This window comes from Enterobacter cloacae complex sp. IR5441, from assembly GCF_049238215.1.
GTDB classification, from domain to species: Bacteria; Pseudomonadota; Gammaproteobacteria; order Enterobacterales; family Enterobacteriaceae; genus Enterobacter; species Enterobacter hormaechei_C.
Genome location: NZ_JBMKIA010000001.1, coordinates 405,202 through 421,009, shown reverse-complemented (window position 1 = coordinate 421,009; position 15,808 = coordinate 405,202). Strand labels below are relative to the sequence as shown.

At 54.5% G+C, this 15,808-nt stretch carries 18 protein-coding genes; 10 read left to right on the top strand and 8 right to left on the bottom strand.

Features of this window, described 5'->3' with window-relative positions; translation table 11 throughout:
- The first annotated feature begins 91 nt into the window (after nucleotides 1–91).
- Nucleotides 92–1,267, top strand: coding sequence for an oligogalacturonate lyase family protein (locus ACOTX5_RS02045; RefSeq protein WP_047727306.1), 1,176 nt, complete (start codon nucleotides 92–94; stop codon nucleotides 1,265–1,267).
- Between the two features lie 153 nt (nucleotides 1,268–1,420).
- On the opposite strand, the gene ACOTX5_RS02040 is transcribed toward ACOTX5_RS02045, so the two are convergent.
- The 3 genes from ACOTX5_RS02040 to ACOTX5_RS02030 form a co-directional block, all read right to left on the bottom strand.
- Complete coding sequence (locus ACOTX5_RS02040; RefSeq protein ID WP_003862842.1) at nucleotides 1,421–2,104, bottom strand: oligogalacturonate-specific porin KdgM family protein; 684 nt, start codon at nucleotides 2,102–2,104, stop codon at nucleotides 1,421–1,423.
- Between the two features lie 317 nt (nucleotides 2,105–2,421).
- The gene (locus ACOTX5_RS02035; RefSeq protein WP_015571770.1) at nucleotides 2,422–3,600 is read right to left on the bottom strand and encodes an acetyl-CoA C-acetyltransferase; all 1,179 of its coding nucleotides are present in this window, start codon (nucleotides 3,598–3,600) and stop codon (nucleotides 2,422–2,424) included.
- A 92-nt stretch (nucleotides 3,601–3,692) separates the two neighbouring features.
- Nucleotides 3,693–4,559 carry a LysR family transcriptional regulator gene (locus ACOTX5_RS02030; protein ID WP_032649394.1) on the bottom strand — a complete coding sequence of 289 codons (867 nt, stop codon included), beginning with the start codon at nucleotides 4,557–4,559 and terminating at the stop codon, nucleotides 3,693–3,695.
- A 101-nt stretch (nucleotides 4,560–4,660) separates the two neighbouring features.
- On the opposite strand from ACOTX5_RS02030, the gene ACOTX5_RS02025 reads away from it, so the two are divergent.
- Together ACOTX5_RS02025 and ACOTX5_RS02020 are read left to right on the top strand one after the other, a co-directional pair.
- Nucleotides 4,661–5,125, top strand: coding sequence for a multidrug/biocide efflux PACE transporter (locus ACOTX5_RS02025; RefSeq protein ID WP_045344638.1), 465 nt, complete (start codon nucleotides 4,661–4,663; stop codon nucleotides 5,123–5,125).
- A 116-nt stretch (nucleotides 5,126–5,241) separates the two neighbouring features.
- Nucleotides 5,242–6,471, top strand: a complete 1,230-nt coding sequence (locus tag ACOTX5_RS02020; protein WP_003862847.1) for an amino acid permease — start codon at nucleotides 5,242–5,244, stop codon at nucleotides 6,469–6,471.
- A 33-nt stretch (nucleotides 6,472–6,504) separates the two neighbouring features.
- Here the strand turns inward: ACOTX5_RS02020 and ACOTX5_RS02015 are convergent, their stop codons facing one another.
- The gene (locus tag ACOTX5_RS02015) at nucleotides 6,505–6,777 is read right to left on the bottom strand and encodes a GNAT family N-acetyltransferase (protein ID WP_003862848.1); all 273 of its coding nucleotides are present in this window, start codon (nucleotides 6,775–6,777) and stop codon (nucleotides 6,505–6,507) included.
- Nucleotides 6,778–6,787: 10 nt separating this feature from the next.
- Nucleotides 6,788–7,018 carry a 4Fe-4S mono-cluster protein YjdI gene (yjdI, locus tag ACOTX5_RS02010; RefSeq protein ID WP_015571774.1) on the bottom strand — a complete coding sequence of 77 codons (231 nt, stop codon included), beginning with the start codon at nucleotides 7,016–7,018 and terminating at the stop codon, nucleotides 6,788–6,790.
- Nucleotides 7,019–7,471: 453 nt separating this feature from the next.
- On the opposite strand from yjdI, the gene ACOTX5_RS02005 reads away from it, so the two are divergent.
- The 7 genes from ACOTX5_RS02005 to ACOTX5_RS01975 all read left to right on the top strand — a co-directional run bounded on the left by ACOTX5_RS02005 (nucleotide 7,472) and on the right by ACOTX5_RS01975 (nucleotide 13,824).
- Nucleotides 7,472–7,660 (top strand): general stress protein, encoded by a 189-nt coding sequence (locus ACOTX5_RS02005; RefSeq protein ID WP_015571775.1) that lies wholly within the window; start codon nucleotides 7,472–7,474, stop codon nucleotides 7,658–7,660.
- Nucleotides 7,661–7,750: 90 nt separating this feature from the next.
- Entirely contained in the window at nucleotides 7,751–8,248 is a 498-nt protein-coding gene (locus ACOTX5_RS02000; RefSeq protein ID WP_003862851.1) for a ferritin-like domain-containing protein, read from the top strand.
- Between the two features lie 61 nt (nucleotides 8,249–8,309).
- Nucleotides 8,310–8,816, top strand: a complete 507-nt coding sequence (locus ACOTX5_RS01995; protein WP_017382870.1) for a ferritin-like domain-containing protein — start codon at nucleotides 8,310–8,312, stop codon at nucleotides 8,814–8,816.
- 17 nt (nucleotides 8,817–8,833) lie between these two features.
- Nucleotides 8,834–9,706 carry a manganese catalase family protein gene (locus tag ACOTX5_RS01990; RefSeq protein WP_045910752.1) on the top strand — a complete coding sequence of 291 codons (873 nt, stop codon included), beginning with the start codon at nucleotides 8,834–8,836 and terminating at the stop codon, nucleotides 9,704–9,706.
- Nucleotides 9,707–9,776: 70 nt separating this feature from the next.
- Nucleotides 9,777–11,180 (top strand): cytochrome ubiquinol oxidase subunit I, encoded by a 1,404-nt coding sequence (locus tag ACOTX5_RS01985; protein WP_045910753.1) that lies wholly within the window; start codon nucleotides 9,777–9,779, stop codon nucleotides 11,178–11,180.
- Nucleotides 11,180–12,190, top strand: coding sequence for a cytochrome d ubiquinol oxidase subunit II (gene cydB / locus ACOTX5_RS01980; protein WP_015571779.1), 1,011 nt, complete (start codon nucleotides 11,180–11,182; stop codon nucleotides 12,188–12,190). Before ACOTX5_RS01985 ends, cydB begins: the two co-directional genes overlap by 1 nt.
- Before the next feature lie 8 nt (nucleotides 12,191–12,198).
- Nucleotides 12,199–13,824, top strand: a complete 1,626-nt coding sequence (locus tag ACOTX5_RS01975; protein ID WP_047727304.1) for an alpha-amylase family protein — start codon at nucleotides 12,199–12,201, stop codon at nucleotides 13,822–13,824.
- Here ACOTX5_RS01975 and ACOTX5_RS01970 read toward each other — a convergent pair whose 3' ends face one another.
- The 3 genes from ACOTX5_RS01970 to ACOTX5_RS01960 are packed head-to-tail and all read right to left on the bottom strand — an operon-like array spanning nucleotide 13,825 to nucleotide 15,804.
- Nucleotides 13,825–14,811 (bottom strand): SDR family oxidoreductase, encoded by a 987-nt coding sequence (locus ACOTX5_RS01970; RefSeq protein WP_015571781.1) that lies wholly within the window; start codon nucleotides 14,809–14,811, stop codon nucleotides 13,825–13,827.
- Nucleotides 14,812–14,827: 16 nt separating this feature from the next.
- Complete coding sequence (locus ACOTX5_RS01965; protein WP_003862863.1) at nucleotides 14,828–15,346, bottom strand: 2-oxo-tetronate isomerase; 519 nt, start codon at nucleotides 15,344–15,346, stop codon at nucleotides 14,828–14,830.
- 11 nt (nucleotides 15,347–15,357) lie between these two features.
- Nucleotides 15,358–15,804 (bottom strand): DUF421 domain-containing protein, encoded by a 447-nt coding sequence (locus ACOTX5_RS01960; RefSeq protein WP_006811854.1) that lies wholly within the window; start codon nucleotides 15,802–15,804, stop codon nucleotides 15,358–15,360.
- Nucleotides 15,805–15,808 lie beyond the last annotated feature (4 nt).

The window sequence follows — 15,808 nt, the reverse complement described above, 5'->3', positions numbered from 1 at the left end:
AAGTGCGCTGTCAGTCACACATAATGAAACAACGTTTTGATAATTTAACACCCAGTTTTCAACCTACATTACGCGTTCAAAGGAGTGCATTATGGCTAAAGGTATGCGGGTCAAGCTGAGCTATGAGGTCAGCCGCGATCCGGATACAGGCGTGGAAGTCACCCGCCTGACCCCACCGGAAGTAACCTGTCATCGCAACTACTTTTACCAGAAGTGCTTCTTTAACGATGGCAGCCACCTGCTGCTCGCCGGGGAGTTCGACGGTCACTGGAACTATTACCTGTTGGATCTGAAAAACGCCGAAGCGGTACAGTTGACCGAAGGCGCGGGCGATAACACCTTTGGCGGGTTCCTCTCTCCGGACGATAAATCCCTCTACTATGTGAAGAACGATCGCACCCTGCTGGAGGTGGATTTACAGACGCTGGCAGAGCGCGAAGTGTACCGCGTCCCGGAAGAGTGGGTCGGCTACGGCACCTGGGTCGCGAACAGCGACTGCACCAAACTGGTGGGTATTGAGATTGCCAGACGTGACTGGACGCCACTCAACGACTGGAAAATTTTCCACGACTTCTTCCACAAAGGGCCGCACTGCCGCCTGCTGCGCGTTGATCTGAAAACGGGTGAAAGCACCACCATTCATGACGAGAAGATCTGGCTGGGACATCCGATTTATCGCCCGTTCGATGACAATACCGTGGCCTTCTGTCATGAAGGGCCGCACGACCTGGTCGACGCCCGCATGTGGCTGGTCAACGAAGATGGCAGCAACGTGCGGAAAGTGAAAACGCACGCGGAAGGTGAAAGCTGTACACATGAATTTTGGGTGCCGGACGGGTCCGCGCTGATCTACGTTTCTTACCTGAAAGGTCAGCAAGGGCGCACCATCTCCCGCTTCAACCCGGACACCGGCGTGAATGAAGCGGTAATGAATATGCCCGCCTGTTCGCACCTGATGAGCAACGTCGACGGCACCCTGCTGGTTGGCGACGGCTCCGGTACGCCTGTCGATGTGAAAGACACCGGCGGCTACACCATTGATAACGATCCTTATCTGTATGCCTTTGACGTGGCGAAGAAAGCCTGTTACCGCATCGCCCGTCATGACACCTCATGGGCTACGGTGGCGAACAGCCGCCAGGTAACCCACCCGCATCCGTCCTTCACGCCGGACGAAAAAGCGGTGCTGTACAGTTCCGATAAAGACGGCAAACCGGCCCTCTATATCGCGAAACTCCCTGAGCAACCTGAAATGTTGCATGCCTGACTTGAGTTAGTGTTTCTGTAACTGGCCTTGCCCTCCGATTCGGAGGGCTTTTTTTTGAGTGATTACGCGACATACGAAACGACGGAGTGGAAGGAAGGTGTAGGCCGGGTAAGCGAAGCGCCACCCGGCGGTTTTAGCGAAGAAGATAAATTATCAGAAGGAGTACGCCACGCCTAAACGGAACCGGGTCTGGCGTTCGTCCGTGTCTTTAACCCCCACGTTGCCCACCTCCACATACGGCGCCCAGTTTTTATCCCATTTGTAGGCCAGCTTGGCATTATATTCGTTGGAATAATCTTTATTGTTATTTCGGGCCACGCCTTCAGAACTTTTCGCGTAAACATAGTTCAGCTCGGTACGCCAGTCACCTAATACCCAACCGACCCACGCATCGCCACGGTTAACTTTATCATCGTCCTTATTTGAGCTTGACGGGTAGCGGGTATATTCGTAACGGTAACGCGCAGCCACGTAGAAGCCATTATCGAAGCTATATTGCACATGCAGATTCGGTTTATAAATGGTGCGACTGTCTGTGCTTTCAATCGTAAACGCAGGGGTCAGGGCGATATTGTCTGTCGCTTTCCAGCGCCAGCTTATCTGATCTTCGTGACCGTTCCCCACTACATCCGCGAATGGCTGATCTGCCTTGTCCCCGCCTGATTTCCACTTCGCCTCGACTGAAAAACCAAAGCCATTATCAAAGCGGTGCGAGACGGCAACACGGTCGGCATTCGAGCCGCTGTCAATATATTCGTGACGCAGATCGACGGTAACGGCGCTAGCCGCAAAAGAGGCACTAATAAGGGAAGCAAGGAGCAGAGATTTCTTAAACATGAAAAAACCCTCAATTAAAATAACGTTTCGTTTTTATGAAACTTGAGTTTATTTTTTATGCACCGTTATTTTAGTGACAAGGATCGAAATTATTTGTTTCATTTTTTTTGGCAAAGATCGACGTGAACCCCATCAACAAAAAAAGGGTATTAACCGTAAATTTCAGGCGTGAGATCACATTAAGCACTTCACAAAGCCAATAATTAACCGCGCAATAATTATTGCGGGCTTCAGAAAGAACGCATAAGTGTTAAAAAAGGATTCTGCGGACACAAAAAAACCTCCCGTGGGAGGTTTTCTGTGCGCAGAGGGAGAAATTACCGTTCGATAGCCAGGGCCACCCCCTGCCCCCCGCCAATACAGAGCGTTGCGATCCCTTTTCGGGCGTTACGCTTTTTCATTTCGTGGACCAGCGACACCAGAATGCGGCAGCCGGAGGCGCCAATGGGATGGCCCAGCGCGATGGCTCCGCCGTTGACGTTGACCCGCAGCGGATCCCATTCCAGCATTTTCCCGACCGAGATCGCCTGTGCAGCAAAAGCTTCGTTGACCTCAATCAGATCCACATCGTTCAGCTCCCAGCCCGCCCGCTCCAGGCAGCGGCGCGTGGCATAGACCGGGGCGATCCCCATTAACGCGGGATCAACGCCCACGCTGGCAAACGCTTTGATCCGCGCCAGCACCGGCAGCGCCAGCTCCTGGGCTTTGCTTTCACTCATCATCATCACCGCCGCCGCACCGTCGTTAATGGATGAGGCGTTGCCTGCCGTTACGGAACCGAGCGTTTCAAAGGCCGGATCGAGTTTTGCCAGCCCTTCTGCGCTGGCATCGGTGCGCGGCTGCTCGTCGGTATCGACGATGAGCGCTTCACCGTTCTGGCGCTGGGTACTGACCGGGACAATTTCATCGCGAAAACGCCCGGAGTCGATCGCTGCACGCGCTTTTTGCTGTGAGCTGAGGGCATATGCATCCTGAAGCTCGCGGCTGATACCGTATTCCCGCGCCAGGTTTTCCGCCGTTACGCCCATATGGTAGTCGTTGAAGGCGTCCCACAGCCCGTCGTGAACCAGGCTGTCAAGCAGCTGACTGTTCCCGAGCTGCGCGCCGGTCCGGCTGTCGGTCAGGACATGCGGGGCGCGGCTCATATTCTCCTGCCCGCCGGCAATGACCACATCCGCTTCACCACACTGGATGGCCTGCGTTGCAAGATGGAGCGCTTTCAAACCTGAACCACAGACATCGTTGATGGTAATTGCCGAAACGGTATTAGGCAGTCCGCCCTTCAGCGCCGCCTGGCGCGCAGGGTTTTGTCCCGCGCCAGCGGTCAGCACCTGGCCCAGGATCACCTCATCAATTTCATGTGCGGCAATCCCGCTGCGTTCCACCAGCGCTCTTACCACCACGCTGCCAAGATCAACCGCAGAGTGACGCGCAAGCGCTCCCTGAAAACAGCCGATAGCCGTACGTAACGCACCCACTATAACGACATCTTTCATCACGACCTCTGTGCAAAATGACATGACGATAGTAGAGGATTGTTATCAACAATTGACGCAAATGTTTAAAATTAGTGAGTTTAGTCACAGGATTATCGTGCGTCCTGCAAGTACTGGCGCAGCCAGCTTCCGGCGACGCCGGGCGGGGTTCGTTTGTTCCATACCAGATCGATGGCAATCGACCTCGGCCAGCCCGGCACGTTCAGCTGCACCAGCGATTTCGACGCGGCAAATTCGTCGACCAGCGCGCAGGGTAACGCGCACCAGCCAAAGCCCTGTACCGCCATGCTCAGCAGTAACAGGTAATTCGGCGCAGACCAGACCGGCCCGCGCGAAAGGGGCGCTTCCCGTTCAAGATAGGTGCTCAGCCGCAGCTCGCGCCAGCCATGCAGCTCGTCCGCCTGCGTCTCATGTTGCCCTGCCAGAGGATGTCCGGCAGAAACGTAGATGGCCATCCGCGTCTGCATAGGCAGACGGGTCGCGCCAATATCGGTCGGGTAGCTGTCGCGCGCTTCCGTCAGGCCAATTTGCGCCCGCTCCTTTTGCAGTAGATCGATCACGTCCTCCTCTTCTCCAATCAGGCACTCAAATTCCGTGTGCGGAAAACGCTGGTCGAACTGGCTCATCATCTGTTCCAGCACGGCCGGGTTAAGCGTATCGGAGAGAACAAAGGTAAAACGCGCCTCCGTTTGCGCGGTTAAAGATACGGCCAGCTCATCCAGGCGCGCGCTGGCGGCGAGTATCGACTGGACATAGCCCAGCACCTGTTCACCCTGGGCGGTTAATACCGGGTGACGCGCCGAGCGATCGAACAGCTCAAAGCCAAGGTCAGCTTCAAGGTTGGCAATGGAGGTGCTGATGGTGGACTGGCTTTTACGCAGCCGCCGTGCCGCAGCAGAAAACGAACCTGCGGCGACAGTTTCAACAAACGCGGTCAGTGCTTCGGGAGAGTAACGCATGATGTATCTACTTTATCGATGGATACCATCTTTTATATATCACCTTAAACGATAAGAATAGGCCGCATCAACGCCCATACTGGCGTCAATATGAGGTAAATATGCAACATCAGGATGCACTCCAACGTAAATTGCCGGAGCGGATCTTCCATGCCGTCTGTTTTGAAGGCATTGCTACGGCGATCCTCGCCCCGACGGCCGCGTGGCTAATGCAGCGCTCGGTGGTTGAAATGGGGGGTCTCACCATTATTCTGGCGACCACGGCAATGCTCTGGAACATTATCTATAACTTTGGCTTCGACCGTTTCTGGCCCGTCCAGCGGGTGAAGCGCACGGCGAAAGTGCGCGCCCTGCATGCCCTGGGTTTTGAATGCGGCTTTATTGTGATTGGCGTAACCATCGTTGCCGCCGTGCTGGGCGTGACGCTGCTCCAGGCTTTTACCCTGGAATTTGGTTTCTTTCTGTTCTTCCTGCCGTACACCATGCTCTACAACTGGGCGTACGACACCCTGCGGGAGAAAATCATCAAGCGCCGCCAGCAACGACGCGCCCTGGCAAGCGAATAACCTTCCGGCCGGAGACCTGCTCCGGCCCACCCCCTGCGAAGCAACGGCGACCTCAACGCATAATTATGGTAAATTGCACTCCTTTTTGTTCGTTTTATAGTTGATACGTTGCTCTAATGTCGAAAATTTGGTCAAAAGAAGAGACTCTCTGGAGTTTCGCCCTCTACGGCACTGCCGTGGGCGCAGGAACCCTGTTCTTGCCCATTCAGCTCGGCTCTGCTGGCGCGATTGTCCTGCTGATCACCGCCCTTGTGGCGTATCCCTTAACCTACTGGCCGCATAAAGCGCTGGCGCAATTTATTCTGTCGTCGAAGACGAAAGGCAACGAAGGGATCACCGGTGCCGTTTCGCATTACTACGGCAAAAAGATCGGCAACCTGATCACCACACTCTATTTTGTGGCCTTCTTTGTGGTAGTTCTGATTTACGCGGTGGCGATAACCAACTCACTCACTGAACAGCTGGCGAAACGGATGACGGTGGATACCGGCATGCGGATGCTGGTGAGCTTTGGCGTAGTGCTGATTTTGAATCTGATCTTCCTGATGGGGCGGCACATCACCATTAAGGTGATGGGTTTCCTTGTCTTTCCGCTGATCGCCTATTTTCTGTTTGTCTCGCTGTATCTGACGGGCAGCTGGCAGCCGTCGCTGCTGACCAGCCAGATGGCCTTCGACCAGCATACGCTGCACCAGGTGTGGATTTCGATCCCGGTGATGGTTTTCGCTTTTAGCCATACTCCGATCATCTCGACCTTCGCCGTAGACCGTCGCGAGAAATACGGTGAAGAGGCGATGGGTAAATGCAAAAAAATCATGAAAGTGGCGTACCTGATCATCTGCCTCAGCGTGCTGTTCTTTGTGTTCAGCTGCCTGCTTTCGATTCCACCGTCGTATATCGTGGCGGCAAAAGAGGAAGGGGTGACGATCCTGTCCGCGCTGTCGATGATGCCTTCCTCCCCGGCATGGCTGGGCATTTCCGGCATTATCGTGGCGATTATTGCGATGTCGAAATCGTTCCTCGGCACCTATTTTGGCGTGATTGAAGGGGCAACGGAAATTGTGAAATCGTCGCTGAATCAGGTGGGTGTGAAGAAAAGTCGCGCCTTTAACCGCGCGGTTTCGATTCTCGGCGTGTCGCTGATTACCTTTGCGGTCTGCTGCATCAACCCGAATGCGATCTCAATGATTTATGCCATCAGCGGTCCGCTTATCGCCATGATCCTGTTCATCATGCCGACGCTGTCGACGTACCTGATCCCGTCATTAAAACCGTACCGCTCCATCGGTAACCTGCTGACGCTGATTGTGGGTGTGCTGTGTGTGTCGGTGATGTTTGTGGGTTGAGTATGCTGCCCGGCGCAATGCCGGGCATCTTTTTTACGCCCGAATATCGTCATACTCCCGCGTATTATCAAACTCATGCTTCGCAAATGGACACAGCGGGATAATTTTACGATTCTCACCGCGCATCTTCTCTACCACCTTCGCCACCAGCTGTTTACCCACACCCTGCCCTTTCAGGCTCGGATCCACATCGGTGTGCTCAATGATGCTCAGATGCTCGCCGGTCGGGACAAAGACGATCTCCGCTACCTGATTGCCTTCGGCGTCGTTGACGTAAAACTTGTTATGGCCTTCAAGAATTTCCATGGTTCCTCACTTATTTTTGGCGGTACTTCAGCGCACCGCTCGGGCAGGTATCAATTACGCGCATAACCGTTTCTGCATCTACTTCATCCGGCGCGATCCATGGTTTACGCTTCAGATCGAACAGCTTCGCGCTGCCGCGCACGCAGTTGCCCGAGTGTTTGCAGATCCCGGTGTTGAAGTAGACATCGATTTTCTCACCGGTATAGGCCCGGTACCCCGCATCCAGTAGCTCCTGATCCATGACATTGCCTCTGTAATTATTGTGGTGACAAAAGAAGCATACCCTCACCCGATCCGCCTGACCACGTCAAAAACGAGGTTTAGCCACACTCTTTTCAGCGCATGACTTCTTCACGTTCATAGGATTATTCCGAATACAAGAACACCCGTTGCGAAGATATATTTTTGCGCTGTGTCAATTCTTGTAATAATTCACGCCACGTTCACATTAGGATTATTAGCTAAGCGCAATCTTAACCTCCGGATTTATTTTCATCTAACTGATGGATTTCCCATCCGTTTTTAAAACTCGTAACGAAGCGGTATTTCTTCACTCCCTGCAAAATTACCGCAAAACAACCCAGACAAGAAATTTGACTCTTCTCACATAACGACTAATGTTAATTTCTGAACGACAACTGATACGAATTACTTATCGTATCTCCTGACATAAACGCAACATGAGGGTTGATATATGGCAGAGCAACATCGTGGTGGTTCCGGTAATTTCGCTGAAGACCGTGAAAAGGCATCAGAAGCTGGACGTAAAGGCGGCCAGCACAGCGGCGGTAATTTCAAAAACGATCCGCAACGCGCATCTGAAGCGGGTAAGAAAGGGGGACAGAGCAGTCACGGCGGAGGCCGTAAATCTGATAACTCCTGATCTTATTTAAAGCTCTTATAAATATACCGAGAGCATGCTGCGGGCCCGTCGGCTCGCAGTACCTTCCCTTTATTTCACTGGAGCGAAAATATGAATATGAAAACTGTTGAAGATGTATTTATTCACCTGTTATCCGACACCTACAGCGCTGAGAAGCAGCTGACCCGCGCGCTAAGCAAATTAGCTCGCGCCGCATCCAGCGAGAAGCTGAGTGCCGCGTTCACGGCTCACCTCGAAGAGACGCAGGGACAGATCGAACGTATCGATCAGATTATTGAGCAGGAATCCGGCCTCAAACTGAAGCGCATGAAATGCGTTGCGATGGAAGGCTTAATTGAAGAAGCCAACGAAGTTATTGAGAGCACTGAGAAAAATGAAGTGCGTGACGCTGCATTAATTGCCGCAGCTCAGAAAGTTGAACATTACGAAATTGCCAGCTACGGCACCCTGGCCACCCTGGCTGAACAATTAGGCTATAAAAAAGCCGTTAAACTTCTTGCCGAAACGCTGGAAGAAGAAAAAGAAACCGATCTCAAATTAACCGATCTGGCTGTCGGTAATATTAATCAAAAAGCCCAGAAAGGATAATTAATATCTGATGAGCATCAGCACCAAAAATTAACCAGAAAATAAATCACAGGAGTTAATTATGAATCATGTAGAACACTACCATGATTGGCTACGCGATGCCCATGCGATGGAAAAGCAAGCCGAATCCATGCTGGAATCAATGGCCAGCCGTATTGATAATTATCCCGACTTACGTGCACGAATTGAACAACACGTTAATGAAACTAAACACCAAATTACCGTGCTGGAAGAAATTCTCGACCGCAATGATATTTCCCGTTCGGTCATAAAAGATTCCATGAGTAAAATGGCGGCGCTCGGCCAGTCCATTGGCGGCATGTTCCCTTCCGACGAAATTGTTAAAGGCTCTATCAGCGGCTACGTTTTTGAGCAGTTTGAAATTGCCTGCTACACCTCTCTGCTGGCTGCGGCCAAACAAGCGGGCGATACCGCCTCCATTCCAGCCCTTGAATCCATTCTGGAAGAAGAGCGCCAGATGGCAGACTGGCTGCTCCAGCATATTCCACAGACGACGGAACAGTTCCTGCTGCGCTCCGACGCGGATGGCGTTGAAGCTAAAAAATAACGAAATAGGGAGAATGTATGTTTCGACACGTAAAACAGCTGCAATACACGGTACGCGTAGCCGAACCGAATCCGGGCCTGGCCAATCTTCTGCTTGAGCAGTTTGGCGGGCCACAGGGCGAACTTGCCGCGGCATGTCGTTACTTTACGCAAGGATTGAGCGACGACGATCCCGGTCGTAAAGATATGTTGATGGATATCGCGACCGAGGAGTTAAGTCACCTGGAAATTATCGGCACCCTGGTGGGTATGCTGAATAAGGGTGCGAAAGGCGAACTGGCGGAAGGCGTTGAAAATGAAGCGGAACTGTACCGCTCCATGACCGAGAACGGCAACGACAGTCATATCACCTCGCTGCTCTACGGCGGCGGTACTCCGCTTACTAACTCCGCAGGCGTACCGTGGACGGCGGCGTACGTGGATACCATTGGCGAACCGACCGCGGATCTGCGCTCTAACATAGCGGCCGAGGCGCGCGCCAAAATTATCTACGAACGGCTTATTAACGTAACGGACGATCCGGGTGTTAAAGATGCGCTGGCGTTTTTAATGACGCGTGAGGCAGCACACCAGCTCTCGTTTGAGAAGGCGCTCCAGTCGATCCGTAACAATTTCCCACCGGGTAAATTGCCGCCAATCGAAGAGTACACCAACAAGTACTACAATATGTCTGAGGGGGGAGAAGTTCGCGGCAGCTGGAACAGCGATAAGCACTTCGACTACGTGGAATCTCCTCAGCCAGCGGTCAATGGCGGTGACGGCGGCGCAAGCGTAACGCTCACTACAGAGCAGGAAACGCTGGTCAAAGCGATGTGCGCACGCACGAAATCCGACCCCAATGCCGATCCGCTTACCGGTGCCGAGCTTGGTGCAGGTAAGAAAAAACCGTAACCGGTTTTGCCAGGCAGCCTGAGGCTGTCTGGCAATGCCTTGTGCGCTATCAGTTCCAGAGGTACGGAGCATGTTCGAGCTTGATGCGTTTCATCTGGCCAGGATACAGTTCGCCTTTACCGTCTCTTTTCATATTCTCTTCCCGGCGATCACCATCGGGCTTGCGAGCTATCTGGTGGTTCTCGAAGGCATGTGGCTTCGCACCAAAAATGATGTCTGGCGCTCGCTATACCATTTCTGGCTGAAAATTTTCGCCGTCAACTTTGGTATGGGCGTGGTTTCCGGGCTGGTCATGGCTTACCAGTTTGGGACTAACTGGAGCGGCTTTTCCCAGTTCGCAGGCAGCATAACCGGCCCTCTGCTCACCTATGAAGTCTTAACCGCCTTCTTCCTGGAAGCTGGTTTCTTAGGCGTGATGCTGTTCGGCTGGAACAAGGTCGGCCCCGGCCTGCACTTCTTTGCCACCTGCATGGTGGCGCTGGGCACGCTGATGTCCACCTTCTGGATCCTCGCCTCTAACAGCTGGATGCACACCCCGCAGGGCTTCAGTATTCAGAACGGTCAGGTCATTCCCGAAGACTGGCTGGCCATTATCTTTAACCCTTCATTCCCTTACCGCCTGATCCATATGTCCATCGCCGCCTTCCTGTGCAGCGCCTTGTTTGTGGGCGCATCCGGGGCATGGCATCTGCTGCGCGGTAACGATACGCCCGCTATTCGCACAATGTTCTCCATGGCCATGTGGATGGCGCTGCTGGTCGCGCCCATTCAGGCCGTGGTTGGGGATATGCACGGCCTGAATACGCTTGAGCACCAGCCTGCCAAAATCGCCGCGATTGAAGGCCACTGGGAAAACCCGCCCGGCGAGGCCACCCCGCTGCTGCTGTTTGGCGTACCGGATATGGAAGAGGAGCGCACCAAATACGGGCTTGAAATTCCCGCGCTCGGCAGCCTGATCCTGACGCACAGCCTGGATAAACAGGTCCCGGCGCTGAAGGATTTCCCGAAAGAGGACCGCCCGAACTCGCTCATCGTCTTCTGGTCCTTCCGCATTATGGTCGGCATGGGGCTGCTGATGATTACCCTTGGCGTGCTGAGCGTCTGGCTGCGCTATCGCCGTCGTCTCTATCACTCGCGGCCATTCCTCTGGTTTGCCCTCTGCATGGGGCCTGCCGGACTGCTCGCGCTGCTCGCCGGCTGGGTCACCACCGAAGTGGGCCGCCAGCCGTGGGTCGTTTACGGCTATCTGCGCACGATAGATGCGGTGTCTCTGCACAGCACGTTGCAGATGAGCATCAGCCTGCTGGCCTTTATCGTGGTCTACTGTTCGGTGTTTGGCGTGGGTTATGTGTATCTCGCCCGGTTGATTAAGAAAGGTCCGCAGCCTGTGGGCACGCTAACGTCTAATACGTCGGGCACTCCTGCCCGTCCGCTGTCCGCCGCCGAGTCCGTTCCGGAAGAGGAGAAGATCTGATGGGCGTCGATATCCCGGTCATCTGGTTTGCCATTATTGTCTTCGCCACGCTGATGTACATCATCATGGACGGTTTCGATCTCGGTATCGGCATGCTGTTCAGCTTTGTGGGCGATGCCAAAGAGCGCGACGTGATGGTGAACAGCGTCGCCCCGGTCTGGGACGGAAATGAAACCTGGCTGGTTCTCGGCGGTGCAGGGTTGTTCGGCGCGTTTCCGCTGGCCTACGCAGTGATTATCGATGCCCTGACCATCCCGCTGACGGCCATGCTGATCGGGCTTATTTTCCGCGGGGTGGCGTTTGAGTTTCGCTTTAAGGCGACCCCTTCACATCGCAAATTCTGGGACTACTCCTTTGCCGGCGGTTCCCTGCTGGCAACCTTCAGCCAGGGGATCGTGGTTGGCGCGATGATCAACGGCTTTGACGTGGAAGGGCGTCGCTTTGTGGGCTCCTCGCTGGACTGGTTCACCCCGTTTAATCTGTTCTGCGGGCTGGGCTTAATTGTCGCCTATACCCTGCTGGCTACCACGTGGCTGATCATGAAAAGTGAAGGCGCGCTGCAAAACCGGATGCGCGAGCTGACCCGCCACGTGCTGCTGGCGCTGATTGCCGTTATTGCGGTGGTAAGTATCTGGACCCCGCTCGGCTGGCAGTTTGTCGCCGAGCGCTGGTTTACTCTGCCTAACTTCTTCTGGTTCCTGCCAGTTCCGGTTCTGGTCGCGGTATTCAGCCTGTGGATCTGGCGGCTGACGCGCAATCCCGACAGCCATGCCCGTCCGTTCCTGTTAACGCTGGGCCTGATCTTCCTCGGCTTTAGCGGCCTGGGCATCAGCCTGTGGCCACACATTATTCCGCCGCACATCACCCTGTGGGAAGCCGCCGCGCCGCCTGCCAGCCAGCTGTTTATGCTAATTGGTACGCTGTTAATCATCCCGGTGATCCTGGTTTATACCGCCTGGAGCTACTACGTCTTCCGGGGCAAAGTGTCTGATACCGAAGGTTATCATTAAGGATTGCTATGGCAGGCTGGCATACACGCGCCATTATTTACCAGATTGATACCGCCCTGTTTTACGATCTTAACGGCGATGGCTGTGGCGACATAGCCGGAATCACCGCGAAGCTGCGCTACATCCGCCGGATGGGCGCGACGGTTATCTGGATCACCCCGTTTTACCTCACGCCTTTTCTCGATGAAGGCTATGACGTGAGCGACCATTTGCAGGTCGATCCCCGCTTCGGCAAGCTCAACGATATCATCGCCTTTATTGAACAGGCGCGGGAGCTGGGGATGCAGGTCATTATTGAGCTGCTGATCCAGCATACCTCGGATGCGCATCCCTGGTTTCAACAGGCCCGCCGCAACCCCCAGTCACCCTACCGTGACTATTACCTGTGGTCCGACACGGACGACGACGATACGCCACCGATGTTCCCCGGCGTGGAGAAGAGCATCTGGACATGGGACGACGAGGCGGGGCAATACTACCGGCATATGTTTTATCACCACGAGCCGGATCTCAATCTGGCCTCCCCTGCGGTGCTAAAGGAGATTGAGAACATCATCATCTTCTGGCTAAAGCTCGGGGTGTCGGGCTTTCGCCTGGATGCGGCATCGCACCTGACAAAACAGGCCGGACGTGGGGATGAAAAACGCGGCCTGTGGATCCTGGAGCATCTGCGCCGTCTTATCGGGCAGCGTAACCCGAACGCGATCCTGCTCGGCGAAGTCGACGTGGAGGTCGAGGCTTACAAAGATTATTTTGGTCAGAACGACCGGCTCAACCTGGTGCTGAATTTCTGGCTCAATAAGTACTTTTACGTCAGCCTAGCAGAGAAGAGCGCACGACCGCTGCGCAACGCGGTGAAGAAGATGATTGTGCCGCCGGACTCCTGCTGCTTCGCCAACTGGCTGCGCAATCATGATGAGCTGGATCTGGAAGGGATAGGAAAAAAAGCGAAGCAGACCGTCATCGATACCTTTGCCCCTGATGAAGAGATGAGTGTGTATCAGCGAGGTATCCGCCGCCGTCTGGCGCCGATGCTTAATGGCGATCGAAAGCGGCTGGCCTTTTGCCATGCGGTCTTGTTTTCGCTACCGGGCGTACCGGTCATGCGCTACGGGGATGAGATTGGTATGGGGGATGATTTGGATCTTGAGGAGCGTTACGCCGTACGCACCCCGATGCAGTGGGCCGGATCGCAAGGCGGCGGTTTCTCAGATGCCGACCCGGAAACTTTTGTCGCCCCGATGATTGACCACGGCCCGTACCGCTATCAAAAAATCAACGTGGCGGATTCGCTGTTGCACCGCAACTCACTCCTGCACTGCATTATCGATATCGCCAATACGCGCTCGGAGTTCCCTGAGATCGGCGTCGCGCCGTTTCGTCTTATTAATATCGACAGCGATGCGGTACTGGGGATCTATTACGAAACCGACACGCGCAGCATTCTGACCTTCGTAAACTTCAGCGATAAGCCCGTTAATTTTACCGCCAGAGGGATCCGGCATGCGACCTGGACCGCCTGCCTGGCGGACAAACGCTACGACGACGCGCTGGTGTGCGGCAAAACCGTCGCGCTTAACCTCAGCGGCTATGGCTACCGCTGGTTCTGGACCGATCGTACCGCACTGCGCTGATTATCGTCTCCGCGAGAGCAGCAGACGGGCCACGATCGCGCCCGTGACGGCAAGGGAGCCGAGCAGCACTTTCCCCGGCATGCCGGAGGTGACGCTGATAGCGCGCTCTTTTGCTTCGTCGGTGAAGTGCCCGTGGATTTTATGCAGGTCGTTAACCGGCTGATCCAGATAGTCCTGACGGTCATCCGCATTTAACGTATCGGTCATCTGCCCTTCCCAGGCCTTTTTAACCATCAGCCGATCCAGAAAGCCGGGGAAAAGAAATTGCCCGACAATCGACTGGACGGTGCTGCTGCCCACCCACAGTTCCCGCACCGGTTTCTGCGCCACCTTAAAAATAGCGCTGGCAGCTACTTCCGGCTGAAAAACGGGAGGAACCGGGCGCATCGCCCAGGCAAATTTATTCCTCGCCCACTCGAACTGCGGCGTATTGAGGCCCGGCATCTGTACCATTGCGATCTGCACCCGGCTGTTTTCATGCATCAGTTCGGTGCGCACAGCATCGGTAAATCCGCGGATTGCGGCTTTCGCCCCGCAGTAGGCTGACTGCAAGGGAATGGAACGGTAGGCCAGCGCGGAGCCAACCTGAATAATCGTTCCGCGATCGCGTGGGGTCATTAACTCCAGCGCGGCGCGGGTGCCGTTAACATAGCCCAGATAGGTCACCTCGGTGACGCGGCGAAACTCCTCCGGGGACATGGTGCGAAACGGCGCCAGCATCCCGCCCATAGCGTTATTCACCCACACATCGATGGCCCCAAGCCGGTATTCAATCTCGTTAGCAGCATCGGTCACCGCCTTGCTGTCGGCCACGTCGGCCTGAACGGCACGGGCGTTGATCCCAAAACGGCGCAACTCCTCTTCTGTGGAGCGCAGGCTCTGCTCGTCGCGGGCAATGATGCCCACATCGTAGCCCGCTTTGGCAAAGTGCAGCGCCGTGGCTTTCCCCACGCCCGCCGTACCGCCGGTAATAACGATCACAGCCATAGCCTTTCCCCTTGTTTCAGACGTTATCCCAGCCGGAGAGTATTTCGATCAGTTCAGACAGGGAATAACGCACCGCTTTATCCACCACATCCTGACATTCACCGGAAAACAGCACGGTGCGGGTTTCCGTCTGTCCGCGAATATTCCAGCCGAAGCAGACCGTACCGGCTGCGGTGCCATCGTCGCCGCCTTCCGGTCCCGCATAGCCGCTGATGGCAAGGCCGATATCCGCCTCGGCAATTTCGCGAATTTTAGCGGCCATCTCGGTCACCGTTTGTTCACTGACGGCGGTGAAGCGCTCAATGGTTTCGTGCCGCACGCCGAGGATCCTCTCCTTCGCCGCATCGCTGAACACCACCATGCCAACGTCATAAAATTCCGCCGTGTTCTCTTCGGCACAAAGCGCAACCGCGAGATTGCCGCCGGTACAGGACTCTGCGGTGGTTAACCGCAAACCTCTGTCCGTAAGCTGAGTGGCGAGCTTTTTCGTCAGCTCGCTGATGGTGCTGTTGCTGTCGTGAATAAGGTTGCTCATCGCGTTGCCCCTTAATTTTCGTCAGGAATAATAGAAATATGACCATTACGCTCAAGAATAGCGTATTTAATCTCCTTCAATTCTGTAATACCGTGATTCTGGCGGGCTGATACCAATATATCATCACAGGACACATCGACCTTTTTCAGTTTATCGGCAAGGGGAACACCGTTCTCCACCAATATCACCGGCGTGCCATCAAGAATATTCTCAACAGTGGAAAAATATTTTTTCAGCAGGCCAAAAATAATATCCACAACCACCAGCGTCGTTATTGTAATCATTGCTCCGGTGACGGAGAAATCTTCGCCAAGCAGCGCCTGTTGTGTCGCCTCACTGATAATTAAGAGCAAAATAAGGTCAAAACTGGTCATTTGTAGCAGAGCGCGTCGCCCGGCAACTTTAAACACAATGACCAGAAACAGGTAAATTGCCAGGGCACGAAAAACCATGTCCATATTT

Coding starts and splice junctions, on each gene's coding strand:
- ACOTX5_RS01975 (WP_047727304.1), top strand. CDS start 12,199: ATGGCAGGCTGGCATACACGCGCCATTATTTACCAGATTGATACCGCC.
- ACOTX5_RS02040 (WP_003862842.1), bottom strand. CDS start 2,104: ATGTTTAAGAAATCTCTGCTCCTTGCTTCCCTTATTAGTGCCTCTTTT.
- ACOTX5_RS02035 (WP_015571770.1), bottom strand. CDS start 3,600: ATGAAAGATGTCGTTATAGTGGGTGCGTTACGTACGGCTATCGGCTGT.
- ACOTX5_RS01965 (WP_003862863.1), bottom strand. CDS start 15,346: ATGAGCAACCTTATTCACGACAGCAACAGCACCATCAGCGAGCTGACG.
- ACOTX5_RS02030 (WP_032649394.1), bottom strand. CDS start 4,559: ATGCGTTACTCTCCCGAAGCACTGACCGCGTTTGTTGAAACTGTCGCC.
- ACOTX5_RS01990 (WP_045910752.1), top strand. CDS start 8,834: ATGTTTCGACACGTAAAACAGCTGCAATACACGGTACGCGTAGCCGAA.
- ACOTX5_RS02025 (WP_045344638.1), top strand. CDS start 4,661: ATGCAACATCAGGATGCACTCCAACGTAAATTGCCGGAGCGGATCTTC.
- ACOTX5_RS02045 (WP_047727306.1), top strand. CDS start 92: ATGGCTAAAGGTATGCGGGTCAAGCTGAGCTATGAGGTCAGCCGCGAT.
- ACOTX5_RS02005 (WP_015571775.1), top strand. CDS start 7,472: ATGGCAGAGCAACATCGTGGTGGTTCCGGTAATTTCGCTGAAGACCGT.
- ACOTX5_RS01970 (WP_015571781.1), bottom strand. CDS start 14,811: ATGGCTGTGATCGTTATTACCGGCGGTACGGCGGGCGTGGGGAAAGCC.
- yjdI (WP_015571774.1), bottom strand. CDS start 7,018: ATGGATCAGGAGCTACTGGATGCGGGGTACCGGGCCTATACCGGTGAG.
- cydB (WP_015571779.1), top strand. CDS start 11,180: ATGGGCGTCGATATCCCGGTCATCTGGTTTGCCATTATTGTCTTCGCC.
- ACOTX5_RS01995 (WP_017382870.1), top strand. CDS start 8,310: ATGAATCATGTAGAACACTACCATGATTGGCTACGCGATGCCCATGCG.
- ACOTX5_RS02000 (WP_003862851.1), top strand. CDS start 7,751: ATGAATATGAAAACTGTTGAAGATGTATTTATTCACCTGTTATCCGAC.
- ACOTX5_RS01985 (WP_045910753.1), top strand. CDS start 9,777: ATGTTCGAGCTTGATGCGTTTCATCTGGCCAGGATACAGTTCGCCTTT.
- ACOTX5_RS01960 (WP_006811854.1), bottom strand. CDS start 15,804: ATGGACATGGTTTTTCGTGCCCTGGCAATTTACCTGTTTCTGGTCATT.
- ACOTX5_RS02020 (WP_003862847.1), top strand. CDS start 5,242: ATGTCGAAAATTTGGTCAAAAGAAGAGACTCTCTGGAGTTTCGCCCTC.
- ACOTX5_RS02015 (WP_003862848.1), bottom strand. CDS start 6,777: ATGGAAATTCTTGAAGGCCATAACAAGTTTTACGTCAACGACGCCGAA.